The sequence below is a fragment of the Staphylococcus sp. HMSC069E10 genome, assembly GCF_001809205.1.
Classification (GTDB): Bacteria; Bacillota; Bacilli; order Staphylococcales; family Staphylococcaceae; genus Staphylococcus; species Staphylococcus hominis.
In genome coordinates this window covers 1-25,904 of sequence record NZ_KV796478.1, presented here as the reverse complement: position 1 = coordinate 25,904, position 25,904 = coordinate 1, and the positions used below count along the sequence as shown (strand labels likewise).

General features: G+C 31.5%; 24 protein-coding genes and 1 pseudogene. 15 read left to right on the top strand and 10 right to left on the bottom strand.

The genetic code is table 11. From position 1 onward, the window contains the following. Positions 1–235, top strand: a 235-nt coding sequence (locus tag HMPREF2561_RS05730) for a YdhK family protein (protein WP_141743259.1), incomplete at its 5' end; no start/stop codon positions are given. A gap of 261 nt (positions 236–496) precedes the next feature. Here HMPREF2561_RS05730 and HMPREF2561_RS05725 read toward each other — a convergent pair. From HMPREF2561_RS05725 to HMPREF2561_RS05710, 4 genes are all read right to left on the bottom strand, one after another. Further along, positions 497–964, bottom strand: coding sequence for a DinB family protein (locus HMPREF2561_RS05725; RefSeq protein WP_049437722.1), 468 nt, complete (start codon positions 962–964; stop codon positions 497–499). 551 nt (positions 965–1,515) lie between these two features. Further along, positions 1,516–2,667, bottom strand: a complete 1,152-nt coding sequence (locus HMPREF2561_RS05720) for a zinc-dependent alcohol dehydrogenase (protein ID WP_070468496.1) — start codon at positions 2,665–2,667, stop codon at positions 1,516–1,518. Positions 2,668–3,355: 688 nt separating this feature from the next. Continuing rightward, a complete protein-coding gene (locus HMPREF2561_RS05715; RefSeq protein ID WP_019835052.1) occupies positions 3,356–3,895 on the bottom strand; it encodes a hypothetical protein in 540 nt (179 codons plus the stop codon). Positions 3,896–4,211: 316 nt separating this feature from the next. Continuing rightward, a complete protein-coding gene (locus tag HMPREF2561_RS05710; protein ID WP_070468494.1) occupies positions 4,212–5,255 on the bottom strand; it encodes an NAD(P)-dependent alcohol dehydrogenase in 1,044 nt (347 codons plus the stop codon). A gap of 285 nt (positions 5,256–5,540) precedes the next feature. Between HMPREF2561_RS05710 and HMPREF2561_RS05705 the strand changes: the two genes are divergently transcribed. Continuing rightward, positions 5,541–6,182 carry an NAD(P)-dependent oxidoreductase gene (locus HMPREF2561_RS05705; protein ID WP_070468492.1) on the top strand — a complete coding sequence of 214 codons (642 nt, stop codon included), beginning with the start codon at positions 5,541–5,543 and terminating at the stop codon, positions 6,180–6,182. Positions 6,183–6,442: 260 nt separating this feature from the next. Then, positions 6,443–6,934, top strand: a complete 492-nt coding sequence (locus HMPREF2561_RS05700) for a TspO/MBR family protein (protein WP_070468490.1) — start codon at positions 6,443–6,445, stop codon at positions 6,932–6,934. Positions 6,935–7,076: 142 nt separating this feature from the next. On the opposite strand, the gene HMPREF2561_RS05695 is transcribed toward HMPREF2561_RS05700, so the two are convergent. After that, a complete protein-coding gene (locus tag HMPREF2561_RS05695; protein ID WP_017174716.1) occupies positions 7,077–7,277 on the bottom strand; it encodes a cold-shock protein in 201 nt (66 codons plus the stop codon). A 303-nt stretch (positions 7,278–7,580) separates the two neighbouring features. Beyond that, a complete protein-coding gene (locus HMPREF2561_RS05690; protein ID WP_070468488.1) occupies positions 7,581–8,987 on the bottom strand; it encodes a glycosyltransferase family 2 protein in 1,407 nt (468 codons plus the stop codon). Between the two features lie 417 nt (positions 8,988–9,404). Here HMPREF2561_RS05690 and HMPREF2561_RS05685 point away from each other — a divergent pair, with 417 nt between their 5' ends. Then, positions 9,405–10,766 (top strand): SLC45 family MFS transporter, encoded by a 1,362-nt coding sequence (locus HMPREF2561_RS05685; RefSeq protein WP_049335247.1) that lies wholly within the window; start codon positions 9,405–9,407, stop codon positions 10,764–10,766. 295 nt (positions 10,767–11,061) lie between these two features. After that, entirely contained in the window at positions 11,062–12,261 is a 1,200-nt protein-coding gene (locus HMPREF2561_RS05680) for a GTP-binding protein (RefSeq protein ID WP_049335249.1), read from the top strand. A gap of 321 nt (positions 12,262–12,582) precedes the next feature. Here HMPREF2561_RS05680 and HMPREF2561_RS05675 read toward each other — a convergent pair whose 3' ends face one another. Continuing rightward, positions 12,583–12,915, bottom strand: a complete 333-nt coding sequence (locus tag HMPREF2561_RS05675; RefSeq protein ID WP_017174720.1) for a magnetosome magnetite crystal formation protein family — start codon at positions 12,913–12,915, stop codon at positions 12,583–12,585. A gap of 191 nt (positions 12,916–13,106) precedes the next feature. On the opposite strand from HMPREF2561_RS05675, the gene HMPREF2561_RS05670 reads away from it, so the two are divergent. From HMPREF2561_RS05670 to HMPREF2561_RS05655, 4 genes are all read left to right on the top strand, one after another. Then, a complete protein-coding gene (locus tag HMPREF2561_RS05670) occupies positions 13,107–13,571 on the top strand; it encodes a hypothetical protein (RefSeq protein ID WP_017174721.1) in 465 nt (154 codons plus the stop codon). A gap of 85 nt (positions 13,572–13,656) precedes the next feature. Next, positions 13,657–14,169: a universal stress protein gene (locus HMPREF2561_RS05665; protein WP_070468486.1), complete on the top strand. Its 513-nt coding sequence runs from the start codon at positions 13,657–13,659 to the stop codon at positions 14,167–14,169. 196 nt (positions 14,170–14,365) lie between these two features. Further along, positions 14,366–15,235, top strand: coding sequence for a mechanosensitive ion channel family protein (locus HMPREF2561_RS05660; protein WP_123010880.1), 870 nt, complete (start codon positions 14,366–14,368; stop codon positions 15,233–15,235). Between the two features lie 194 nt (positions 15,236–15,429). Beyond that, the gene (locus HMPREF2561_RS05655; RefSeq protein ID WP_017174724.1) at positions 15,430–15,630 is read left to right on the top strand and encodes a hypothetical protein; all 201 of its coding nucleotides are present in this window, start codon (positions 15,430–15,432) and stop codon (positions 15,628–15,630) included. 60 nt (positions 15,631–15,690) lie between these two features. Here the strand turns inward: HMPREF2561_RS05655 and HMPREF2561_RS10580 are convergent. From HMPREF2561_RS10580 to HMPREF2561_RS10870, 3 genes and pseudogenes are all read right to left on the bottom strand, one after another. Beyond that, a pseudogene (locus HMPREF2561_RS10580) lies at positions 15,691–16,037 on the bottom strand (arsenate reductase). Between the two features lie 87 nt (positions 16,038–16,124). Beyond that, a complete protein-coding gene (locus HMPREF2561_RS05645) occupies positions 16,125–17,672 on the bottom strand; it encodes an SLC13 family permease (protein ID WP_070468481.1) in 1,548 nt (515 codons plus the stop codon). A gap of 186 nt (positions 17,673–17,858) precedes the next feature. Then, entirely contained in the window at positions 17,859–17,999 is a 141-nt protein-coding gene (locus HMPREF2561_RS10870; RefSeq protein ID WP_153801330.1) for a hypothetical protein, read from the bottom strand. Positions 18,000–18,225: 226 nt separating this feature from the next. Here HMPREF2561_RS10870 and HMPREF2561_RS05640 point away from each other — a divergent pair, with 226 nt between their 5' ends. The 6 genes from HMPREF2561_RS05640 to HMPREF2561_RS05615 all read left to right on the top strand — a co-directional run bounded on the left by HMPREF2561_RS05640 (position 18,226) and on the right by HMPREF2561_RS05615 (position 25,896). Further along, positions 18,226–19,218, top strand: a complete 993-nt coding sequence (locus tag HMPREF2561_RS05640; protein WP_002449309.1) for a metal ABC transporter solute-binding protein, Zn/Mn family — start codon at positions 18,226–18,228, stop codon at positions 19,216–19,218. Positions 19,219–19,403: 185 nt separating this feature from the next. Further along, complete coding sequence (locus tag HMPREF2561_RS05635; protein WP_002449204.1) at positions 19,404–19,628, top strand: hypothetical protein; 225 nt, start codon at positions 19,404–19,406, stop codon at positions 19,626–19,628. 214 nt (positions 19,629–19,842) lie between these two features. Beyond that, a complete protein-coding gene (gene brnQ, locus HMPREF2561_RS05630) occupies positions 19,843–21,201 on the top strand; it encodes a branched-chain amino acid transport system II carrier protein (RefSeq protein WP_002454613.1) in 1,359 nt (452 codons plus the stop codon). 137 nt (positions 21,202–21,338) lie between these two features. Beyond that, positions 21,339–23,459, top strand: a complete 2,121-nt coding sequence (locus tag HMPREF2561_RS05625; protein ID WP_070468478.1) for an AAA family ATPase — start codon at positions 21,339–21,341, stop codon at positions 23,457–23,459. Then, positions 23,456–24,490: a 5-methylcytosine-specific restriction endonuclease system specificity protein McrC gene (gene mcrC / locus HMPREF2561_RS05620; protein WP_017174729.1), complete on the top strand. Its 1,035-nt coding sequence runs from the start codon at positions 23,456–23,458 to the stop codon at positions 24,488–24,490. The genes HMPREF2561_RS05625 and mcrC overlap by 4 nt, the downstream gene beginning before the upstream one ends. A 95-nt stretch (positions 24,491–24,585) precedes the next feature. Continuing rightward, positions 24,586–25,896, top strand: a complete 1,311-nt coding sequence (locus HMPREF2561_RS05615; protein ID WP_070468475.1) for an NtaA/DmoA family FMN-dependent monooxygenase — start codon at positions 24,586–24,588, stop codon at positions 25,894–25,896. Positions 25,897–25,904: the final 8 nt, after the last annotated feature.

The window sequence follows — 25,904 nt, the reverse complement described above, 5'->3', positions numbered from 1 at the left end:
CAATCATAAATGGGTCGTAAACGAAGAGATTAAAGATGCACCTAAAGATGGATTTAGTAAGGGCGATACTGTTAAATTAGAAGCAAATCATATGTCTGGTATGAAAGGTGCTACAGCCAATATAGATAACGTGAAAAAGACGACTGTTTACGTAGTTGATTACAAATCCAAAGATAATGGTAAAATCATTAAAAATCATAAATGGATGACAGGAAATGAACTGAAAGCACGCTAAAAATCTAGTTCTAAATTGAGAAATAAATAGATATAAAAATTAAAAAGAAGTCTTAGAAGAATAACATTTATCAAAAAACGCTTAATAGACGTGAAGAATATCGTCTATTAAGCGTTTTATATTAATATTTTATCAGTACATTGCATTTTTCTACGCCAAACAAGGTAGTTAAATGATACTAGTCTTAATTTTTCACAACATACTATTCGCAATCATAATACGCAAATATATTCTCGTAAACTATAAATGATGACCCTTAAACTATTCGTCGTGTTTAAGCACGCGAGTCATTTCTTCAATTTTGCCGGCATGTAATGGAACATGGAAGGCATTTAGTACTAATAATTCATTGAGTGTTTGGCAACCAGCAACGGGTTCGTTAAGTTCTTGTGATAATTGTTCATCCGTTAGTTTGCGCGCACGTTCAGGAAGTGTTTTTAAGTTTTCTTTAATCGTTTCGATTGATGGAACATCTTGTCCTTCCCAGTTAGCAGGGCTAGATCCGTAACCAAATAGTTTAGTATATTTAGCGATATCTACGGCATTTTGATCACCTATTGATAAAGCAGAATCGAAAATCGTTAAAACATGTCCGAATTGCCAATGTAACGTATTTGGAAAAACATCATTTTCTTTATCTAATACGCGTTCAACATTCCAATTATCATATACAGATAGTAAATGATTTACACCTATATCAATTACATCGTAAACTGTTTTATCATTCATTTACGTTTCCTCCTATATTTAAAAAGTGTAGTACTAAAAATCTACCCGTTAAAAATTACTCACAAACACTGTGATTAGAAGTATTAGTTTTAATTACTGTATAGCACAAATGGATGTAAAGAGGATTAAGACTAGCAAAGTATCGGCGTTTTATTACTGAAAAAAATGTTATTAAAATAACAATAATAGATATTGATAACAGAGAGACTTACAACATTATCTATTCAATTTCTTAGAAGGTAACTTAAGCTAGTCATCCTTAGCTTGTTTTGTTTTTTCGAATTCTATTCTTACAATGAAGAAATTTCTTAATCATAGCATCAAAATAATGGAAAAAAAGAGTGGGACAGAATGTATTTTGAAATCATCGTCTCATTTCACCAAGTCTATCAAGAAGAATTAGGATTGAAAAAAGCTTAGCATAAGTGCATTTTCAACTCAGTCATCAACTGCTAACATATTAAAAATGCCCAAGACATTTAATGATGTCTCAGGCTTTTTTATCTATTTGTTCAATAAGTTACGTATATACTTTTTTATTTATATAGTCATTATTGTGGTTTTAAAATGACTTTAATATTGTTATCTTTTTTCTGATCGAAAATATCGTAAGCTTGTTTTGCTTCTTCTAAAGGCATGGTATGCGTTATAATTTCTGTTGGATCAAACACTTCATTTTTAATCATTTCATATAATTTTGGCATTTGATGAATAACTGGCGCTTGACCACTTTTTACTTGAACATCTCTATTAAAAATTAAATCTACTGGAAAATTATCTGCGGGTGTAGCATAAATACCAGTTAATTGAATAGTACCAAATTTTCTTACTGATTCTGCTGCTGTAATAATTGGACTAATATTACCGCGTTGTGCTGAGTTTGAACTAATCTCTAAATCATCTTGAGCAACTTGTCCATCCATTCCCACACAATCTATCACAACATCTGCACCGCCACGTGTATTTTCACGAAGTAATTTTCCAATATTATCTTCTTTAGAAAAATTATACACTTCAGCACCATTGAATTTTTTCGCATGGTTTAATCTATGCTCCACATTATCAATGGCAATCACACGTTCAGCACCTTTTAATTTAGCAAATTTTTGTGCCATTAAACCGATTGGACCACAACCTAGAACAATAACAGTATCACCAGATTTTACGCCCGCATGTTCTACACTCCAATAAGCTGTTGGGACAACATCAGATAAAAATAATACTTGTTCGTCTTTCAAATCACTATCTGGAACTTTGAAAGAAGAGAAGTCAGCAAATGGAACTCTTAAATACTCTGCTTGTCCTCCCCAGTGGTTCCCGTGCATGGCACCAAAACCGAAAAGTCCACCATTGTCCATTTTCCAATTTGCAGGGGATGGATTAGAGTTGTCGCATTGAGATTCCATATGGTTATTACAATAGAAGCAGTCACCACAACCGATGTTAAAAGGTATAACCACTCTATCACCTTTTTTTAAGGTCTTAACGTCTTTTCCTACTTCTTCTACAATTCCCATTGGCTCATGTCCAATAACAAAACCAGGATCCATAAATAAATCGCCTTGATGATAAAGATGTAAATCAGAACCACATATACCTGAAGCTGTTATTTTAATAATTGCATCTGTGGATTCTTCTATCGTTGGATCGTTCACTTCACGAACTTCCATATTTTTATGACCTTGATAAGTAACTGCTTTCATTAATATCGCCCTCCTCCTGTCAATCTACCCCTTGTAACACATTATAAACGCTGAAGAGTCATATATTATTTTTAGATGATGTAGATATGTTCGAATTAGAGGCTACTTTAGTAGAAAGGATATAGACGCATCGATGCTACATTCATTTATGGAAATGAAGAAAAAGTAGAGGAAGGTCTTGTAACAACAAGACTTAAACGTGAAGACGTATTTATCACAACTAGACGATGTTAGACGAGACAATGTGGAAAAAATATCATTAATCATTAGACAATTTTGGTTTAGATTATTTGGAGTTATATTGAGTACACTAACCAGATACAAATGAGGTGGTAATGATTGACACATGAAAAGGGAGGAAAGATTGATATTAATCAGACAAAGTTAAAGTATTGGAGTAAGTCACTTTAATAGAGAAGTTTTGCTTTAGAAATTTACATGATGATGAGCAATACTATTGAAGAAGATAAAAAAAGAGATTATACCATCCGTATAATCCCCGTAGATACATAATATATAATTGAACTCCCAACTCATACATAGTCTTTCCCTAATGCCATTATGTGACTATTCGTTGTATTTGTCTATGTTCAAATATGTTAATAATAAAAAATGAGTATAACGTTTATATAAACGTGTGCATTGTTTTTACACGATCTGACTAGTTAGACCATAAGAAATGACATACCTAATCAAGGCCATACGCAAATTTGATTTTATATAGTTCATGGTCACTTAAATGAAATTCATTAGTATGGAATACATATTTGCCAAATATATTTTTAGCCTCTTTAGGTGAGATAATATATTCATTTTTTAATTTTTCTAACTCTTGAGCTACACTTGTTGCAAAATTATATTGATCATCACGTGTGTGATAATCATTAAAACCATTTTCTGATTGTTTTATTAAGTTTTCTATTTGAGTTGAATTCTTATTATTTCTTGATAATCTAGATTTTCTAAGTCTTTCTAAAGTTCTCATTGCTTTAGCGTATTTATCTTCGATTGCTTTTACTCTATTTAATGTCTTTAATGATGCTCTATTTGGTGTAACGCGACGTGATGAATCATAAGCATATTTATCTTCAATTGCTTTTAAAGTGTCATTAAATTTATCTGTAGCTTGATTTTCATTGTTTTGACTTGCTCTATTTAATTCATTATATGCATTTTGTATCTCTAATTGCTTGGCGACTTCTTTTAAATATTGTGTTAATTCATTCATCTAGACAAACTCCTTTATTTAATGTTCTTTATTGAATATTTTCTTCATTTGTATATATATATCACTTAATACATATAATAAAACATTGTGATTTAATTATAAATTGTTTAACAGGACATAATTATTCAGTATTAAGACCATTAGATATATTAAATGTAAAAAACGATAACAATCAATATTAAATATTGTGAAAAGTATAGTTGGAATCTATAACTGATGAACCGTTTATCTTAAATAGTGAGAGAAAGGTTAGCATAGACTTAATATAATAGTTAAGTAATAAAAAAATGCCCACATCTCATGGGCATTTTTATGATTACATTGTACTGATATCAATAACAAAACGATATTTAACTTTAGATGCCAACACTCTTTCGTAAGCATCATCAATATCATCTGCTGTAATCAATTCAATTTGGGGGGCGATATGATGTTTAGAACAGAAATCTAACATGTCTTGCGTTTCTTTAATACCGCCGATAGCAGATCCAGCAAATGAACGACGATGACCAATTAAATTAAATACTTGTAATGATACAGGCTCAGCTGGAGCGCCAACATTAACGAGTGTACCATCTAAGGCTAATAATTTAAGATAGTCATCTATGTCTAATTTTGCACTTACAGTATTAATAATTAAGTCAAATGAACCAGTAAGTTCTTTAAATGTTGATTCGTCACTTGTTGCATAATAAGCTGAAGCACCAAATTTTAAACCATCTTCTTTTTTATTTAACGTACGTGATAACACAGTCACGTTAGCGCCCATTGCATGTGCAATTTGAACGGCCATATGTCCAAGACCACCCATACCAATGATTGCCACATTCTTTTTACCTTCATAGGTTTTCCAATGATTTAAAGGTGAGTAAGTTGTAATCCCCGCACATAGTAAAGGAGCAGCAACCTCTAAACTGATATTGTCAGGAATACGTAATACGAAATCTTCTTGTACAACAATATGTGTTGAGTAACCACCTTGTGTTTTCTCACCATATTTGTCAGTACTTGCATAAGTACCTACATTTCCATTTAAACAGTATTGTTCTTCGTCATTTTTACAGTTTTCACATTCACCACAAGAATCCACCATACATCCAACGCCTACACGGTCACCAACTTTATATTTAGTGACGTCAGGACCGACTTCTTTAACAATACCTGCAATTTCATGACCTGGTACGAGTGGATAATCGACAGGGCCCCATTCTTCTCGAGCAGTATGGATATCAGAGTGACAGATACCTGCATATTTAATCTCTATTAATACGTCATGTTTATCTAAATCACGACGTTTAATTTCAGTAGCGAAAAATTCAGAATCTGGGCCATTTACAGCTCTTGCTTTTACATTCATCACAGTCATTTCCCCTTATACATATAAGATAGAATATACGCGTTTGTATTATTCTTCATATTGACAATAGAGATCTAGATTAATTAAGTCAACATATCGAACTCAATATGTATAGCACAAGGTGATTTTAAACTAATTGTTGTGAGGCATGTTTCAATGACTTCACATTAGAAAGGAAAATAAAAAACAAATCAATTAGACTTTTAATAAAAATGTAATTATGTTGATAACATGTTGAGGGACATCCAAGAGACAACTCTGACAAATATAGAAGTGGAGGAACAAACGATGAACATTGGTATTATTGGAGCAACAGGTAAATTAGGAACTAAAGTATTAGATGAAGCACAACAACGTGGACATGAAGTAACGGCGATTGTAAGAAATGCTGCTAAATTAGATGCTGCTAAAGATGTTAAAGTGATTGAAAAAGATGTATTTGATTTAACTTCAGACGATATTAAAGATTTAGACGTGGTAGTCAATGCATTTGGCGCGCCATTAGGTGAAGAAGAAGTGCATGTTGAAGTGGGACGCATATTGATTAACATATTAAAAGATGTAGATACAAGAGCCATTATTGTAGGGGGTGCTGGTAGTCTATTTGCAGATGATGCGCATACTATACGTGTTATGGATACACCAGATTTCCCGGAAATAGTGAAACCAACAGCTAAAGGATCAAGTCGTAACTTACAAGACTTACAACATGCTGAAGGAATGACTTGGACTTTTATTAGTCCATCAGCGGAATTTGACTTTGAAGGTAAACGTACAGGCACCTATACGTTAGGAAAAGATCAATTATTATTTAATAGTAAAGGTAATAGTTATATCAGTTATGCAGATTTTGCTATTGCTATAGTAGATGAAGCTGAAAATAAAGCGCATATCAATGAACGTTTCACAGTTGTTGGTGAAGAAGAATAATAGTGACTCTAGATGCCCTTTAGGAGAAATAATTAAAAAGGCCAATCTAAATTAAAAGTAATTAGCCAAAATATAATGGTAGCCATAAAAACATTAAATGAACTGTTTAAAGAATGTCCTCCTATGTATCTACATGATGGTATTTAGGAGGATATTTTAGTGTGAGACTACATTATTTTGTTTTTTAATAATAGATTCATAACTCATTAATTATATAAAAGTAGGGTATTAAATATAGGAAGACTTTAAAGGAGAGAATTATGATTAATATTAAAAAAGTTACAAGAATTGTATTACCTTTAGCAGGTGGAATGGTTATTGGGAGATTAACAGCTAAAGCTCAAAATGATTATAAACATTATGAAAAACCACCTTTTTCACCTCCAGCTAAAGTATTTCCAATTGTATGGCCACTACTTTATACCTCAATGGGAGTAGCTTATCAATTATCATATGCGCATGCAGCTCATAAAAGAGAGAAACAGTCTATAACACGTGCTCATTATGCACAATTAGGATTGAATTATGCGTGGACGATACTTTATTTCAATTTAAAACTGAGAAAGACATCTTTAATTGAAAGTTATGTATTACTTGCAGCTGGAAATATTACTGCACATCGTTTTTATGCATCTAATAAGTATGCTGGTTTATTAATGTTACCTTATGTCATTTGGTTAAGTTACGCAAGTTATTTAAATGGAGGTAATTTAATCTTAAATGAAGATAAACCAAGTTATACTAGGGATTAACACTGAGTGATATGTATGACAGAATATATAGTAGGATATATTAAGTGACAGTAGGAGATTAATTTTAAGTATTATTCTTTTATAAATTATGTAAAAAAAGCACAAGCAAGTATACATACATGCTTGTGCTAAAAATTTATGTTTAAACAGGGACAACATTTGTTGCTTGTTCGCCACGTTGACCTTCAGTGATGTCAAACTCTACTTTTTGACCTTCTTCTAAAGTTTTATATCCATCAGTAGCGATACCTGAAAAGTGAACAAATACATCGTCGCCGTCTTCTCTTTCGATAAATCCAAAACCTTTTTCTGCGTTAAACCATTTAACTGTACCGTTATTCATATAGAATACCTCCAAGTGCTTTTGCACATCATATTTGTAACAAATTCATAAATTAAAAGAGAATATTCTATAAAAATATACTACAATCCAAAATACGAGCTTTTATTACGTGAAATCAACTATACACCTTTTGAATGAATAAGTACAGTATTATTTTGAAATTTAGCATAATTTCTTTTGGAATTATAAAAATACATAGATAACAAGACTAAGATTTATAATTTATTAAGATCGTTATTTTACATATATCGAATAAATATATGTAAAATGAATGCTAAGGTGGCGAAACATCTAAGATTTTAATTACTTTTTAATATATCCTAAATTGCCACCAACAGTTTCATAAAAATCAAAACGCATGCCTGATTTGATAACTGAGCCATTTAAATCTTTATCTAAAACTGTAAGGGCTAATTTTCCATCAGGTAAATTCTTTGTTGTAAATTGAACAGTATATTTTCCAGATTTAAAACGATGTTTCTTAATATCTAATACGATGAATTGAGTTGGATCTTTTCGATGCTTTATTTCTAGATACTTTAACTCAGAGTTTTTAGAAAGTATTTTTAAGAACACCTTATCATTCTCTTGAGAGATGTTTAGTAATGTAGGATGCATTCTTTTTTTGTAATGTGTTCCTTTAAACGAATAGTAATATATATCGTTTTTCTCATGAAGCGGCTTATCATCTTTTTTAAGATAGAATTTAACAAAACTGATAATGTCTTCTTTATTCCCCTCACGTATTAGTTTGATGGCTTGTCGGTTTAAATCATCATCTGCATAGTCTAAAGCATCGAAATGTTCATCTACCATATGAATGATATTTTGAAAAATAGGAAGTAACTCATTTATGTTTTTAATAAAGCCTTTTTTATAGAATTTAGCTTCTAAAACATCTTTATTAATAATACGATATAGTAAATTAGGCATTAATTTATTATTTTTATACTTACTCATTAAGTGACGATAGGCTTCACCTTGCCATTTCATACGATTAATATGTGTTGATTTTTCTGATTTTACTAAAGAAATATTATCGTCGTAACGGTTAGCACAATAAACCACATCTTGTGTTGTACTAATACGTTTAGTATTGAAAAAGACTTCTGCGAAAAATTGTAAATCTTCTCCAAAAATCATTTCTGGAAATTGAATATGATTCTTTTTAATGACGCTAGCTTTAATCATACGACCAGCAGGTGCTAAATGATAAAATGATTTTCTAAAGTGTTTTAAATCTACTTTATTATATGCAATTTTAGATAGAGCAACGCCACTTCTAGCTATGCGATCACTATGCACATATTTTGTTAAGCCTGTAGCATAGTCTGTCTTGTTTGTTTTTAAAAGTGTATATAACTTTTCTAGAGCATCTTCAGGTAACCAATCATCACCGTCTATAAACATGATGTACTTTCCCTTACTTAAATCAATAGATAAATTTCGTGGTTTCGCAGGTGTACCCGAATTTTGATCTAATTGAATAAATTTGTAATTAGAAAAACTGTCTATTTTTTTAGAAACAATATCAACGGTTTGGTCAGTAGAACAGTCATCCACCACGATTAATTCAAAATCTCTCATATCCATCGATTGTTTTAAGACACTATCTAATGTTTTATTAATAAATTTTTCTTTGTTATACGTACTAATTAATACACTTACTTTAGGCCTATGATTGATTTCTTTACTCTTTATAACCTTCATTTTTATACTCCTTTAATTAGTAATCTTTTTGATAATCTAATGTATTTTAAAAAGTAGTTAAAATACAAATAATAATCTAATTATATTTAATATAATCAATTTTTTCTATCGTTATTTATTGTAATAATCTAATTATAGATTATGTTATATATTTTGTTTTTAAGTATTAATATATCTATTATCATCACAATAATCTTTAATTATCTATAAAAATACCTAAATTAGGTAATTATGATATATATGAGATTAGAAAATAAAATGAACTCTGATTTATTTATAGGAAATGCGAGCGTTCTCAAAGAAACTCAAAAATGTTATAATTACAGTTGAAAACGATTCCAACAAATTGTTATTTGATATAGCTATTTAATTATTGAATTAAATGACTATATCAAGTAATAAATAGGAGAGATAGAAATGAAAGATACAGATCAAATACATACTAAAAATACTGAAGAACAAGGTATTACGCTACCCTATTTAAAAAAAGCAGTTATTTTTTCTATTACATTTGGTTTCTTCGGAGTAAACATGGCATTTGCACTTCAATCAGCAATGATGGGAAGAATATTTCAAACGCTCGGCGCCGATCCTAATAATTTAGGTTGGTTTTTTATTTTGCCGCCATTAGCAGGAATGATTGTACAACCACTTATTGGATACTATTCTGATAGAACTTGGACTAGATTTGGACGTCGGATGCCGTATCTTTTAATTGCTGGTCCCATTGGAGCGATCGTATTAGTCCTACTACCTAATGCAGGTTCGTTTGGATTTGGATATGCATCACTTATGGCGTTGTCATTTGGTGCAATCATGACGTTACTTATGGATTTGACGTCAAATGCGTGTATGCAGCCCTATAAAATGATTATTGGAGATATGGTAAACGAAAAACAAAGAGATATGGCCTGGTCATGGCAACAAATCTTCTCAAATTTAGGTGGTATTATTGCTACACTATTACCATTTTTACTAACAATTATGGGAATGAGTAATGTAGCGCCTAAAGGGGAAGTACCGATGACAGTAAAAATAGCTTATTATATTGCAGCAGCGGTATTACTCATTGCTTCTATTTGGACTGTTCTTTCCGTTAAAGAATATGAACCTAAAACATATAACTATTATCACGGCATTTCAGAGGACAATAGGAATGAGAAATTAAATTTATGGCAACTGTTAAAAACTGCGCCTAAACAATTTTGGCAAATTAGTGTAGTTCAATTTTTTAACTGGTTTGCATTAATGTATCTCTGGACGTATTCAACAGGTGCAATAGCAAAAAATGTATGGAATGCGACAGACCCTTCTTCAGCAGGATATCAAGCAGCAGGAAACTGGTATGGTGTGTTATACTGTATACAATTTTTAAGTTCAGTTATTTTTGGTTTTGTCATTGCAAAATCTAAACCTTCTCAAAGAAAATTCTGGTATAGTTTTGGATTAATTTTTGGTGGATTAGGTCTTATTTCAATGTTCTTTATTCATAACCAATGGTTACTCATTATTTCATTTATATTCATTGGTATTAATAACTTAACGATGAATACTCAACCATTTACACTATTAACCGAAGCAATTGATGGAGAAAATTCAGGTGCTTATCTAGGCTTATTTAACACAAGTATTTGTCTACCACAAATTGTCGCTTCTGTAGTAAGCTTTGCACTTTTCCCACTATTAGGAAGTTCAATGCCTGCGATGTTATTATTTGCAGGAATCATGATGCTTCTGGGTGCAATCTCAGTTAAATTTATTAACGCAAAATTTGAATGAAATACTAAAAAATAAAAAATTTATTTATAATGTGTAAGAGCGAAAAATAATTTTTCGCTCTTTTTTTATAAAAAACTATCAGCAATGTTTCATAAACAATATAATGATGTCATTAAAAGTGTAATACCTTTAAGGAATATATCAAACCTTGAAGTATAGGTGAGGACATACGCGGTAAATCACTCGCCATAGAAAAGTTATATCATACATCATTCATTTAATTCATATTGACAATCTTAAATATCCCTGTACAATTTAAATCGTAATAGTTACGATTTAAAAAGGAGAGATACAAATGAGTAAGATACCTGTAACTGTATTAAGTGGTTATTTAGGCTCAGGGAAGACAACGTTACTAAACCATATTTTAAATCATCGAGAAGGTCGTCGTATTGCAGTCATTGTAAATGATATGAGTGAGGTCAATATTGATAAAGATTTAGTTGCTGATGGGGGTGGACTGTCTAGAACAGATGAAAAATTAGTTGAACTATCTAATGGATGTATTTGTTGCACGTTACGTGACGATTTATTAAAAGAAGTTGAACGACTGGTACATAAAGGCAATATTGATTATATCGTTATTGAATCTACGGGCATTTCTGAGCCAGTACCTGTAGCGCAAACGTTCTCGTATATCGATGAAGCGATGGGAATAGATCTCACTTCGATTTGTCGTTTAGATACGATGGTTACGGTCGTTGATGCGAATCGATTTGTTAATGATATTCATTCTGAAGATTTACTTGTGGATCGTAATCAAGGTGCGGATGTGACAGATGAACGTTCAATTGCGGATTTATTAATAGACCAAGTTGAATTCTGTGATGTACTTGTATTGAATAAAACAGATTTAGTTACAAATGAAGCGCTAGATAAATTAGAACATATACTTAGAACATTACAACCAGATGCAAAAATAATTAAAACAACGCAGTCTCAAGTAGATATTAATGATGTCTTAGATACAGGACGATTTGATTTTGAAAAAGCTAGCAATTCTGCAGGATGGATTAAGGAGCTAACAGAAGGCGGCCATGAGGCACATACACCGGAAACTGAAGAATATGGTATGAGTTCGTTTGTCTATTCAAGACGATTACCGTTTCACGCGAAACGTTTCAATGATTGGTTAGAACAAATGCCTCAAAACATTGTTCGTTCAAAAGGTATTGTATGGCTTGCGCAATATAACGAGGTTGCGTGTTTACTGTCACAAGCAGGATCGTCATGTAATATCAGCCCAGTTACATATTGGGTTGCATCAATGCCTAAAGAAAAACGTGAAGAGATACTTGCTCAACGTCGTGACGTAGCGGAAAGCTGGGATATTGAATATGGGGATAGAAATACACAATTTGTCATTATTGGTACCGACTTAGATCAAGAAAAAATCGAAAAAAAACTCGATGAATGCCTGCTAAATAGTAGCGAAATGAATTCTGATTGGTATCAACTTGAAGATCCTTATCATTGGAAAATAAGAAAACCTTAAGAAATAATGGATATTAAACAAGTTATGATGATAAAAATATTGATTACAACTTTCATATAAACATCATACAACTTTTCGTAATATAGTATTGCAAGCGCAATCTAATACTAAAACGACCAAACCTTATTATAATTACAGTAGACAATCATAATGGAATAAAAGTATATATATAATTCTCACAAACAACATTATAGTATTGCTTTTTATACTGAAAACGATAAAGTTTAAAATATTTGATTGGTCATTTTTTAGTTTCATACAACAAGAGATTAATAAAATTAAAGAGGAAACGACGAGATTATCGTCACTTCCTCTTTTTTTTTATGGCATCATTAATTTAATACCTCTAATGATATTTTTTAAAAATAGCACAAGTGCCCATATAAAGAAAAGAACTGCGATGAGGATTGCAATGATCCAACCGATACCGCGTTCACTATTTACAAAAGCCGGGGAAATAGATAGGGTTACTAACCCTAATACCACCATAACCCAACTCATGATGTGATTGAATAACGCATTTCTAGCATGGGTCGAAGCTGGTGGTTGTGCGACGATCCATACAATAAGTGGAAATAATACTGGTGCAAAGAAGACACTTAAATAGCTAATGCCTCCTAAAATATCATTTTCTCTATAGTTTTCATTTGGCATATCATGATCACCTCAATTCTATAAAAACATATAATAAAATAAATAGTAAGTAAGATATTCTAAAATTACAACACTGTAAGTTAGTATAAGGTTGATGTTGAAAATAGTTAATTAAATATTTTGATGAATATAGCATATAAATGTATTAAATTGTACAATATTAATATATTAACTTTTAAAAGGTGGATATTATGCGGGAATTTTTAAATCTGTTAGGGGCATTACTAACAATGATCATTACATTTAGCATTTCAATTTTATTTAGTTTCTTAATACCTTTAATGGTCGAAGGAAATATTTTAAACATGGGGAAATTAAATCATCCGACATTTATTATGTTGTGGATTATTTTTAGTGTTATATTCAATATTATTATTCTTATTTTAGCTTTTTCAATGATTCAGTTTAGTAGTGACTTTGTAAATAAAATGAAATTAATGGCGATGTTAACTTTTTTTGTAATTATTAGTTATGCAAGCTTTAGTCATATAGATATGCAAGCTTTAACTGATCATTTAACATTAACGAGTTCTAAACATACCCGAGAGTTATCAATCAAACTTTTACCATTTGTTTTAACGATATCATTAGGATGTTATAGCGCTATTTTATCCTACTTACAGTATCAAATTGATAGCGAAGAACGTATGATATAAATTTTGAAAGCGCTTTACATATTAATACTAATTTTTTTGAAATAGTGCTAAAATAAAGATGAGAACAGATAAGGGGGAGATTAAAATGTTATCATACAAAAACATTTTAATTGCAGTTGATGGATCAAACGAAGCAGAATGGGCTTTTAATAAAGCCGTTGAGGTAGCAAAACGTAATGATGCAAAGCTAACGATTGTGCATGTGATTGATACAAGAACATATACCGCTTATGAAGTGTACGCATCTCAATTCGATCCGTCTAAAGAGTATTCTGAGAAATTACTTGAAGGCTATAAAGAACTCGCTGTTAAAGAAGGCGTGACAAATGTAGAAACACGACTTGAACTTGGCCCACCAAAATTACTCATTCCTAAAAATTTAGCAAATGAATTGAATGTTGATTTAATTATGTGTGGTGCTTCAGGCTTAAATGCAGTCGAACGTTTTATGATTGGTTCAGTATCAGAAGCAATTGTACGTCATGCGCCATGTGATGTATTAGTCGTACGTACTGAAGAAATTCCAGAAGACTTTGAATCAAAAGTAGCAACCCCAGAATTTAGAAGACGATATTTTGAAAGTTCAGAACATAAATAATAATGATTTAATCTATGACTTCATTCTCACGAAGTAGTGAGGATGAAGTTTTTTATTCGGGTATAAATCAAGTAATGATTTTAGATAATATATAAAATGTGGTATCATTTTTATTTAAGTGTCGTGTTCTAAATAATGGTGCGCAATCATTTAAAAAATATAAGTATAAAAGGAGGATCATATCAACGTGAATCAAATGAAACAACTGTTTATTAAATTTGTTGAACCATTAACAAAGATAGAATTTTATCAAAGTTTACTAGCTAATATTTTAATTATTATTGCCTATATCTTATTAGGTATGATTGTGATTGCAATTTCTAGAAAAGTAGTAACGAAATTTTTTAAAGTCAATGAGAAGAAGAAGACACGCTATAAAATTAAAAGAAGTGAGACACTTTCAACGCTTGTTCAAAATTTAATTAGTTATGTTGTTTGGTTTATTGTTCTTACATCAGTTCTCTCTCGTTTTGGAATTAGCGTTTCAGCTATTTTAGCTGGGGCTGGTGTTGTTGGTTTAGCAGTTGGTTTTGGTGCACAGACTGTTGTAAAAGATATCATCACCGGCTTTTTTGTTATTTTTGAAGGACAATTCGATGTCAGCGATTATGTTCAAATTAATTCATCAGGTGTAACAATTGCAGAAGGAACAGTACAAACCATAGGATTACGATCTACTCGTATTCAATCTGATACTGGAGAAGTGTATACCTTACCTAATGGAACAATTAGTGAAATTGTAAATTATTCTAAGACAGATGTATCACCCCTTATTGCAATTCCAATTTCTCCAAATGAAGATTATGACGTTATTGAAAAAGAATTAAAAGCATTCTTACCAACATTAAAAGATAAATACGATATGTTCGTTGCGGCACCTGATCTACTCGGTTTAGATAGTATTGATGGTAATGAAATGGTAATTAAATTATTAGCTCATGTTAAACCGGGCATGCATTTCCCAGGCCAACGTTTATTAAGAAAAGAAATCATAAGTTACTTTAACGATGTAGGAATTCATACGCCTAAACCAACACTTGTGAAATTAGAAGATGAAGAAAAATAAACAAATGTTTATCATCATAGGTTTTTAAAATTTTTTCATAAGTTTTTTATAACAACTTTTAATGACCAAAAATTCATTTAATTATCATCATATAAACGGATAAATAATTAATAATTTCTAATTATTTAAGATTTGCCTACATTACACTTTGGGTGTAATATCAAACTGTAATAAATAGAAAGGGATGATAAGTAATGTGGGTGAAAGACTTTTATTATGATGGTAATGAGTACATCAATAAAACTGTATGGGAGTACATGTGTAAAGATAATGTGACGTTTGATAAAGCCATTGAGGTGCTTAATTTAAATTATAAAGATGCAGTTGCGAATGAGAGGGACATTCCAAATTTAGACATCGAGAGAAAAAGTATTGTAACAAGTGACTTTTGGTAAGCAATGGCTATATCAATAAACAGCAGTTTCTACGTCAAATACGTAGAAACTGCTGTTTTATTATGTTCTATATTTAAATTGTTCAATCGCATTTTTAATGTCATCTCGAACACGTTGGAATTCTGACCCATCTTTTCCGGCTGGGAACATCGAAGCCCCAATGTTCTTTTTTAACACCTGATGGCATAGTAGGACAATGCGCATCAGCATGACTGCATAATATGTTACTATTAAGTTTGATTGTTTTAAAATAGTATCATTAATTAAATCCGAGGTATGAGTTGAAATGTCGATACCACTTCTTTCATTGCTTTAATGTCTTTAGGATTAACATCATGTGTTTCAAGGCCTCCGGAATATACATTCCATTCATCACCTAAAATTGCTTTTCCAAAACCCTCAACCATTTGGCTACGACAAGAATTCCCTGTACAAATAAATGGTTTTTTTGGTCATGATAAACCTCTCTATCTATAAAATGAATCTGACTCATTTTACACTAAACCTAACCATTTCCAATACGTTAAGCTAAATAAAATCACAAGAATATAACCTATAATAGTGAGAGGAATACCTGATTTTAAGAAATCTTTAACAGTAAATGTATCCGTACCATAGGCCAACATATTTTGTGGTGCACTCACTGGTAATAAGAATCCAAAGCTAATCACAAATTGTTGTATTAAAACGAAACCGATAGAATGATCGCCTAAACCTAATGTTGAAGTTAATGAAATAAATACGGGTATCAGTGCAGAGGATAAGCTTGTTGCACTCGCAAAACCTAAATGAATTAAAATATTGAATAATGTAATGAGTGCAATCGTTGCGATAATTGGTAACTCTTTTAGTCCCATTAACCCAAATGTTTTATCACTGAGCCATTGGGCAGCGCCTGTTTTAAGTAAGACGTTACCAAGTGAGATGCCTACACCAAAGACGATAATTGTCCCCCATGGAATTTTCTTTTCAACGCCTTTCCAAGTAATCACACCGATTTTAGGCATGAGCATCATACCTAATGCAATTAAAGTAACACTTGCTGAATCGATAGGGTGAAGTACTTTTTCAGTAGACCAAAAGATCAGTAATAAGATAGAAATGACAATGAGTCGCCATTCTCTAGCACTAATTGGACCTAGTTCGTTTAAGTCATGTTTAATCAATTCTTTACCACCTTCAATGGCATCTCGTTCAGGTGGTATCACTTTCATCATAATGAAATATAAGGCAATAGACATCAGTATAGACCACGGTGCAGCGTATAAAAACCATTCACCCCAAGACACGTTATAGCCTAAGTTTTGATTAATGAAATTGATAGCGACGATATTTTGCGCAGCGGCAGTTTTAATACCGATATTCCAAATCGATACAGCTTGTACGGATGTAATAATTAAGAGTGATGCTAGTTTACTATCTTTACTCACTTTAAAGGCTGCAATCATCCCGAGTAAAATGGGTACAACAGCACCAGCACGAGCCGTAGCAGAAGGTACAAAAAAGGCTAATACAATTGATACTAAAATTGCACCGATAACAATATGTTTTGTTTTATTTCCTACAATAGAAAGGACATAAAGTGCTAGCCGTTTATGAAGATTGGTTTCTTGCATGGCAACTGCTAAGAATAAAGCGGCGGTCACAAGTGCTACTGCAGAAGTAGAAAAACCACTAAATGCGAGACTCAGAGCATTGTTTGTGCCTAATAATTCGCTTCCCTTCAGAATGGCGTTTCCACTTTTAGGATGACCAAGTTGTTCTGAGAGATGTTGAACAGGACTAAAGCCAAGTAATAATATAATAAGTCCTAAAATTAAAGTAGCTGAAACTGGATAAGATACTGCTTCAGTAACCCACATGATTACAGCAAAAGCAAGAATGGCAAGTGCTGCTTTAGCCATGACCGGTAAGCTACTTGAAGTAGGTAATAATAAAATCATTACTAATACGATAAAACTAATCACAATCCATAATGGTTTATATTCTTTATTAGATGTTTCTTTTTTAGATTGATTAGTGATTTGATTCCCCTTTGTCATTATCATCGTCCCCCTTAAAATAGTTACACTATTATTTTAACAAGAAAGCGCTTTATTTTAGGAGTTATATTTTAAAATACACAAAATTTTCAAAAAACTATTAATTAAAGCTAATAAACATAGAAATATTGAGATGAAAAGGAACGAAACAATGAATTTAATGGGAATTCTGTTTCACTCTGTTACTTATATATTAAAGTTGTCCGAAATCATTTTTCTTAATATTGTTAACTTAACAGTTGGTTCTTTAGGTTCAGTAATATGGATATGTTGATCATTTTTAATTTTATTTATAGCAATACATTCTCCACTCATTGTTTCAGGCATTACTTTACTTTTGCTATTAAATGTTTCAATAATGCCTTATTTATCTAGAAGAAATTTTTTCATAATAAAAATCCTTTTATAACTTTCGGTCCTTTTTCTGACTGTAGTAAAACAACAATTATATATAATTATTTAATCATTTTCATTTTTTTAAATCGTCCATTGACAATTTCGATATGAAATGCGATTATTAAAACGTAATAATTACGATTTAGGAGAGAAGAAAATGATTAAGAAAAGTTTAATGTTAGTCTTCATCAGTATTTTAACGTTGTCACTTGTAGCTTGTGGAACATCCAATAGTGGTAGTGATAAAGATAAAAAATCAGAGAACAATGAAAAGCTTGAGGTAAAAACGACAGTATATCCACTGAAATCTTTTGCTCAACAAATTGGTGGTAAATACGTTCATGTTGAATCAGTCTATCCGAATGGAATGGATCCACATACATATGAGCCGAGTCAAAAACAAATGGTCGATATTGGTAAATCAGATTTATTTGTATATACAGGGGATAATCTAGACCCAGTCGCTAAAAAAATTGCAAATGCGATGAATGATAAAAATAAAACATTATCATTAGAATCATCTTTAAATAAAGCCGATTTGTTAAAAGGCGAAGAGGATGAACATGAACACGGTGAACACGAAGAACATGGCGAGCACGAAGAACATGAGCATCATCATGGTAAATATGATCCTCATGTTTGGTTAGATCCTGTATTAAGTCAACAATTTGCGAAAGATATAAAGGATGAATTAGTTAAAAAAGATGCTAAACATAAAGATGACTATGAAAAGAATTATAAAAAATTAGTTAGTGATTTGAAGGATTTAGATAAAGATATGAAACGTGCTGTTAAAGGTCAAGAAGGTAAAACAGTATATATTTCACATGATTCTATTGGTTATTTAGCTGATCGCTATGGTTTTAAGCAAGAAGGAATCGAAAATATGAATGCTGAAGAACCAAGTCAAAAAGATCTTACAACTATTGTAAAACAAATTAAAGAGGATAAGGTAAACTATATCCTAGCTGAAGAAAATGTGTCGAATAAAGTTGCAGACACGGTTAGAAAAGAAACACATGCAAAAACAATTTCATTTTATAATATGGGTTCTCATACTAAACAACAAGATAATGACAGTAATACGTATCAATCATTTATGAAGAAAAATATTAAAGCTATTGAAAAAGCTTTAAAAAATGAATCTTAAAATTAAAGTATATTAAAGTAAAGAAGTAAGATATGAAGATCAAGTAAATTCTATCTTACTTCTTTTTTATAGGCTTCCTTTTTCAAAAAAAAGTGGTATATTAAATTTAAATAATATGTAGGGCATTATTTATTATTTTTATGAAGTAAGGGTTTATCACTAATAGATTGGAAGGAGACAGCGTCATGAATATTTATAGACTACGTTACCAACACCATAAAGACATTGTAGATGACAATATTTTAACGGTATTTGTATTGGCCAAAAATGAAGAAGATGTAAGGAAATTTGCGAAAACGGTAAATTACAAAGTTGAAGATGTTAAACATACAACATATGAAGCTTATGAAGAAGCTAAAGCAAAAGGTGAAACATATCGCCTTGAACATGCAGATACATATATTAGCTAAGTCTGTATAACTAAAAATTATATAATTAAGGATAAATATCGATGAGTATAAGGTTACACTTAAAACTTCTTTTTGCATAAAAAATGAATGTAATCATGCAAAGAGAAGTTTTTTTATATATTATTATCTAACTTTTTTAAAAATTCTAAAGAAATTGATTTTAAAAAAATGTATAATATCTATTATGACTTTAAGAGGGAAACGAGGAAAGACAATGAAACAGAAACTTACATTTAAAGAGAATCTCTTTATTGGGTCGATGCTTTTTGGTTTGTTCTTTGGAGCAGGAAACTTAATTTTTCCACTTCATCTAGGGCAAATGGCAGGCGCAAACGTATTACTTGCGAATTTAGGATTTTTAATTACAGCAATCGGTTTACCATTTTTAGGAATTATTGCGATTGGTATTTCTAAGACGAATGGTGTATTTGCAATTTCTTCACGCGTAAGTAAAATTTATGCATACATATTTACGATTGGTCTTTATCTTGTTATTGGACCCTTCTTTGCTTTACCAAGACTTGCAACAACATCATATGAAATTGCTTTTTCACCATTTGTTTCTCCAAGCAGTGGAAAATGGATTTTACCTGTCTTTAGTATGTTGTTCTTTATCGTAGCTTGGTTTTTTGCACGTAAACCCTCTAAAATCTTAGACTATATTGGCAAGTTCTTAAATCCAGTCTTTTTGATTTTATTAGGTATCGTGGTCGTACTTGCATTGATTCACCCAATGGGCAGTATAAGTCATGCACCAATAAGTCCTGACTACAATAAGAGTGTATTATTAAAAGGTTTTATCGATGGGTATAATACATTGGATGCACTGGCATCACTAGCATTTGGAATCATTATTGTAACGACTATTAAAAAATTAGGTATTACAAATCCTAATGATATTGCTAAAGAAACAGTGAAATCGGGGGCCATTAGCATTATTGGCATGGGTGTCATCTATACACTTCTTGCAGTAATGGGAACAATGAGTCTTGGAGAATTTAAAGTAAGTGAAAATGGGGGCATTGCCCTTGCACAAATTGCCCAACATTATTTAGGTGATTTCGGAATTATTGTTTTATCACTTATTATTATTGTGGCGTGTTTAAAAACGGCAATTGGTTTAATTACAGCTTTTTCAGAAACATTTACAGAACTATTTCCTAAAACGAACTACATTGTATTAGCCACTATGGTTAGTGTATTGGCGTTTATATTTGCGAATGTCGGATTAACAAAAATTATTATGTACTCATTACCCGTATTAATGTTTATTTATCCATTAGCCATTACACTGATTTTACTAACCTTAGTAAGTCATTTATTTAATAATTCGTCAATTGTGTATCGATTTACTACATTATTTACAGTGATTGCTGCATTTTTTGATGGTATTAAAGCGAGTCCAGAACCTTTTGTGAAAACGAACTTCGCACAATCATTAATCGGTTTTGCTGAGAATTATTTACCATTCTTTGATATTGGTATGGGATGGATTGTCCCAGCATTAATTGGATTTATTATCGGACTTATTGTCTATAAAGTTCGTGGCAACAAACACGAAGTTCAAGCATAATTAAGCCATTTACTATAAGCTATAAGAAGTTGAAATCATACGATCTTATAGCTTATTTTTTTATATATTTAAAGGTATAAATATATTTATAAAATGCATTAAAATGAAGATAATAATAATTTTGAGGAGAAATAAAGATGGACTATAAAATAGATAAAACATGGGCAATCTTTTATAAAGCCTTAGCGCATAAATTGTTAGAATATCAAAATTGTCGTGATCAATTGATTGAGAAAATACAAGAACTTTATATTAACACTCAAATCAATATGCCTAAATTAGAAATTAATAATGAAATGATAGATATGGATCCATTTACTGTGTTTGGATTATTTAATAAGAGTTCTATGACTAAAAAAAATAGAATTAAAATTATAGAAGAAATGGCCAAACTATTTGATGTGAAAGCAGATATACCACAAAATTTTGATGGTATTCCGACAGTGATGAATTTACGTGCTACATTTTATAATTTTAAGAATGATCGTGAAGCACAAGATATTGAAAATTTATGGTCGTTGTTTGAAATTGCTTTATTGTATTCAGCAGATAAAAGTGAAGATAATGAAAATAACTTTAAGAGAAAATTTAATCAAGTGATGGCTCAGCCTGGAATCGGTATGGGTAAGTTAACCAGTGGATTATTTTGGATTGATTCTGACACATTTGCCAATTTAGATTCTCGAGCGATTTGGTATATTTTTGAAGAAAGCGAAATCAGTACAAAGTATATCAATTTTGAGGTTAACTTAAAACAATCATTAACTGCGACCACGTATTTAATGATTATTGAAAAATTAAAATTATTTTTAAAAGAGGATAACTATTTGAATGATTTTATTGATTTAAGTTATGAAGCATGGCGCAAATCAAAGGAAGTCAAGCAAAGTTCAAAAGTAAAAGATATCGATGCAGATAAGGATTTAGAAGTCGTGAATTATTGGATTTATTCTCCAAAACCACAAGATGTTGATTTTGCTTCTTTTATTGAGAATGGGGAAATGTCTATTGGATATAACGAGTTAGAAGATTTCTCGAACTATGCATCTAAAGAAGAGATTAATCAAAAATTACAACAATTGAACCATAATCAGCATCATTATATTCATACGGTTAATGCCATATGGGAATTTAGTAAAGAAATGAAGCGTGGGGATATTGTTTATGTGAAAAAAGGACAGACTGATATTGTAGGATGGGGTGTTGTTTCATCAAATCATCAATATAAAAATCATAAAAATATCATTCAGCTTGTTTGGAAGGAGAAAGGAAACTGGAAGATTCCAAGCAAAACATTAAATAAGACGCTCACTAAAATTACGCCATATAGTGAAACGATTCGGAAATTTAATGAGTTATTTTCAGTGGAACATTCTGATGGATTGGTTGCTACACAAACGACTTATCCCGTTTATACAGCAGAACAATTCTTAGACGACGTATTTATGAATGAAGAAGACTATGACACGCTTGTACAATTAATTAGAAGAAAAAAGAATGTCATCTTACAAGGACCACCAGGTGTAGGTAAAACATATGCAGCTAAACGATTGGCTTATTCAATGATGGGTGTTAAAGATAAAGAACGTGTGAAACTTGTACAATTCCATCAAAGCTATGCATATGAAGATTTTGTAATGGGATATCGTCCTACTGAAACTGGCTTTGAATTGCGTACGGGTGCATTTTACAATTTCTGTAAGCAAGCAGAAGAAGATAGTGAGAAAGACTATTTCTTTATTATCGATGAAATTAATCGTGGCAATTTAAGTAAGATATTTGGTGAATTGTTTATGTTAATTGAAAACGATAAGAGGGGAATGGAAATAGAATTACTTTATGCAGATGAGAAATTCTGTGTTCCAGATAATGTTTATATTATTGGTATGATGAATACAGCAGATCGAAGTTTAGCCATTCTTGATTATGCACTACGACGTCGATTTGCATTCTTTGATATGAAACCTGCCTTTGAAACCATACAGTTTAAACAATATCAAGAAAATTTAAAAAATCCACAATTTGAAGCATTAATTGACGCCATCGAAGCATTGAATGTCGACATTCGAGAAGATGATATGTTAGGTGAGGGGTTCGTCATTGGTCATAGTTATTTTAGCAATATAGTTAATATCACAGAATCTGAATTATCTAATATTATTGAATTCGAAATTATTCCATTATTAAAAGAATATTGGTTTGACGATTCTTCAAAAGTGGATATTTGGAAGGTACGTTTAAGGGATGCGATTCAATGATTAACATTCATAATATTTATTATATGTTGTCTTATGCGTTTACAGTTTTGAATAAGAAAGGCTATCAACATATAGCAACAGAATCATTTAATAATGTGGCAGATTTGTATAGTGCACTTCTCATTAAAGGCGTATCGAGTCAATTAAAATATGGTCTTCAACATGACTATTTAGAACACAACGACTCGCTTAATGTGATACGAGGAAAGATTAATGTCACAGCATCCATAAAACAAGGAACGATGATGCATAAACGGTTAAATTGCACGTATGATGAATTTTCAATTAATACGTATATGAATCAAATTCTAAAAACAACAATGCTTAATGTTCTAAAATTAGATATTTCGCGCACACGTAAAAAAGCGTTAAAACGACTGCTGATATATTTTAAACACGTAGATATATTAGATTATCGACATATTGATTGGCAGTTACGATTTGATCGTCATCACGAAACATATCGTATGTTAATGGCTATTTGTTACCTTGTTACACAAGGACGAATTCAGTCAGAAAGAAGCGGTTCAAGAGAAACAATGATGTTCGAAGATGAACAACAGATGGCGCGTTTATATGAACGGTTTGTTAGGGCTTATTATAAAAAGGAATTTCCACAGTTAAAAGTCACCGCGTCTCATATTCCATGGGCCATTGATGATGATCATCGTCACATGTTACCGACAATGAGAAGTGATGTCATGCTCACTTATGGCAAACAATGCTTAATCATTGATACGAAGTATTATACGTCCACGTTACAACAATATTTTGATACAAGAACGATTCATTCTGGAAATTTATATCAAATATTTGCGTATGTAAAAAATGAAGCACTTCATTTAAAACCTAAGCAGATAAATGTTGCGGGGATGTTACTGTATGCGAAAACGGATGAACAACTTGTACCTGATAATACGTTTCAGATGAGTGGCAATACGATTAGTGTCAAAACATTGGATTTAAATCAAGATTTTATTCATATTGCTAAACAACTGGATAATATTGTATATAATTATTTTAAGATATAAAATAGTTAGTAGATATTGTAAAATTTCAACAATCCATATATGATATATGTAAATTAAAATGACAATTTTGACTTATAACAAAGGGGTTAATGACAATGAAACACATGCATTTATCTGTTTTAGCTTATAGTACAGGTCTACATCCTGCCTCTTGGAGACTACCACATTCATATGTTGAAGAAGTTGGAGATATTAATTTTCAAATTAAGTTAGCGAAATTAGCCGAAAAAGGTAAACTGGATGCTTTCTTTCTAGGAGACGGTCAATATATTTCTGGAGAAGAAACGGGACATATTTCTTATTATTTTGAACCACTAACGGCACTTGCTGCCATTTCACGTGAAACACATTCAATTGGCTTGATAGGTACCATTTCTTCTTCTTTTTATGAACCTTATCTTGCAGCACGTATGCTTTCAAGTTTACATCAAATATCTCATGGGCGTATTGGGGCAAATATTGTAACATCTCAATTTGATTTAGAAGCACAAAACTATTCGATGCAAGCTTTACCACATCTTGAAAAACGATATGAACGAGCAGATGAATTTATCAATGTAATGAAAAAATTATGGGAGTCATTTACTGTAGAGGCTATCGTTAATCACAAAGACTCAGGGATTGGCTTAAATCATCAGTATATTCATCCACTTCATTATCAAGGAAAGTATTTTCAAGTTGCCGGAGCTATTAACATTCCAACACCAAAATATGGTCGACCACGTTTATTTCAAGCAGGAACTTCCATTCCAGGGCGTGATTTAGCAGTACGACACGTGGATGCTATTTTTTCAATTGCATGGAATTTACAAGATGGCCAACAATTCAGACAAGACATTCATCAACGTGCCATGGAAGCAAATCGTCAACCACCTCTTGTATTACCAGGTCTCACCGTTTATGTTGATGAGAATGAAGAGGATGCTTATAAACTTAAGCAACAATTAGATGATATGATTCCACTTGAAAAACGCAAAAAACAATTATCTAAAGCCATTGGTCTAGATATAAGTGAATGGAAACTAGATGAAGTCGTACCATCATTACCACCTTATGATGCGTTAGAGAAAAAAGTTGTAAAATCTGTGTATGAAGCTGTACAGCGTGCTGTTATGACCGAACACCTTACCTTACGCGATGTATTAGATCGATTTGGTACTTGGGTAGGACATAAAACGATAGTGGGAACACCGGAACAAGTAGCGGATGAAATGATTGAATGGTTTGAAAAAGAAGCGTGCGATGGTTTTATGTTAATGTCACCAACATATCCAAATGCATTTGAAAAATTTATCGATTTAGTCATTCCAGTTCTTCAAGCGCGTGGCGTGTTTAGAAAAGAATATGAAAGCCATATGTTAAAAGATCATTTAAATATAAATACGAGGCTGGGACATAATTCCTAACAAAATAG

Bases quoted from the DNA above. Each gene is read 5' to 3' on its own strand.
- HMPREF2561_RS05725 (WP_049437722.1), bottom strand. From the start codon at position 964: ATGAATGATAAAACAGTTTACGATGTAATTGATATAGGTGTAAATCAT.
- HMPREF2561_RS05695 (WP_017174716.1), bottom strand. From the start codon at position 7,277: ATGAATAACGGTACAGTTAAATGGTTTAACGCAGAAAAAGGTTTTGGA.
- HMPREF2561_RS05675 (WP_017174720.1), bottom strand. From the start codon at position 12,915: ATGCCAAATGAAAACTATAGAGAAAATGATATTTTAGGAGGCATTAGC.
- mcrC (WP_017174729.1), top strand. From the start codon at position 23,456: ATGATTAACATTCATAATATTTATTATATGTTGTCTTATGCGTTTACA.
- HMPREF2561_RS05635 (WP_002449204.1), top strand. From the start codon at position 19,404: ATGAATATTTATAGACTACGTTACCAACACCATAAAGACATTGTAGAT.
- HMPREF2561_RS05625 (WP_070468478.1), top strand. From the start codon at position 21,339: ATGGACTATAAAATAGATAAAACATGGGCAATCTTTTATAAAGCCTTA.
- HMPREF2561_RS05660 (WP_123010880.1), top strand. From the start codon at position 14,366: ATGAAACAACTGTTTATTAAATTTGTTGAACCATTAACAAAGATAGAA.
- HMPREF2561_RS05665 (WP_070468486.1), top strand. From the start codon at position 13,657: ATGTTATCATACAAAAACATTTTAATTGCAGTTGATGGATCAAACGAA.
- HMPREF2561_RS10870 (WP_153801330.1), bottom strand. From the start codon at position 17,999: ATGCCTGAAACAATGAGTGGAGAATGTATTGCTATAAATAAAATTAAA.
- HMPREF2561_RS05720 (WP_070468496.1), bottom strand. From the start codon at position 2,667: ATGAAAGCAGTTACTTATCAAGGTCATAAAAATATGGAAGTTCGTGAA.
- HMPREF2561_RS05670 (WP_017174721.1), top strand. From the start codon at position 13,107: ATGCGGGAATTTTTAAATCTGTTAGGGGCATTACTAACAATGATCATT.
- HMPREF2561_RS05700 (WP_070468490.1), top strand. From the start codon at position 6,443: ATGATTAATATTAAAAAAGTTACAAGAATTGTATTACCTTTAGCAGGT.
- HMPREF2561_RS05715 (WP_019835052.1), bottom strand. From the start codon at position 3,895: ATGAATGAATTAACACAATATTTAAAAGAAGTCGCCAAGCAATTAGAG.
- HMPREF2561_RS05640 (WP_002449309.1), top strand. From the start codon at position 18,226: ATGATTAAGAAAAGTTTAATGTTAGTCTTCATCAGTATTTTAACGTTG.
- HMPREF2561_RS05645 (WP_070468481.1), bottom strand. From the start codon at position 17,672: ATGACAAAGGGGAATCAAATCACTAATCAATCTAAAAAAGAAACATCT.
- HMPREF2561_RS05690 (WP_070468488.1), bottom strand. From the start codon at position 8,987: ATGAAGGTTATAAAGAGTAAAGAAATCAATCATAGGCCTAAAGTAAGT.
- HMPREF2561_RS05705 (WP_070468492.1), top strand. From the start codon at position 5,541: ATGAACATTGGTATTATTGGAGCAACAGGTAAATTAGGAACTAAAGTA.
- brnQ (WP_002454613.1), top strand. From the start codon at position 19,843: ATGAAACAGAAACTTACATTTAAAGAGAATCTCTTTATTGGGTCGATG.
- HMPREF2561_RS05615 (WP_070468475.1), top strand. From the start codon at position 24,586: ATGAAACACATGCATTTATCTGTTTTAGCTTATAGTACAGGTCTACAT.
- HMPREF2561_RS05655 (WP_017174724.1), top strand. From the start codon at position 15,430: ATGTGGGTGAAAGACTTTTATTATGATGGTAATGAGTACATCAATAAA.
- HMPREF2561_RS05680 (WP_049335249.1), top strand. From the start codon at position 11,062: ATGAGTAAGATACCTGTAACTGTATTAAGTGGTTATTTAGGCTCAGGG.
- HMPREF2561_RS05685 (WP_049335247.1), top strand. From the start codon at position 9,405: ATGAAAGATACAGATCAAATACATACTAAAAATACTGAAGAACAAGGT.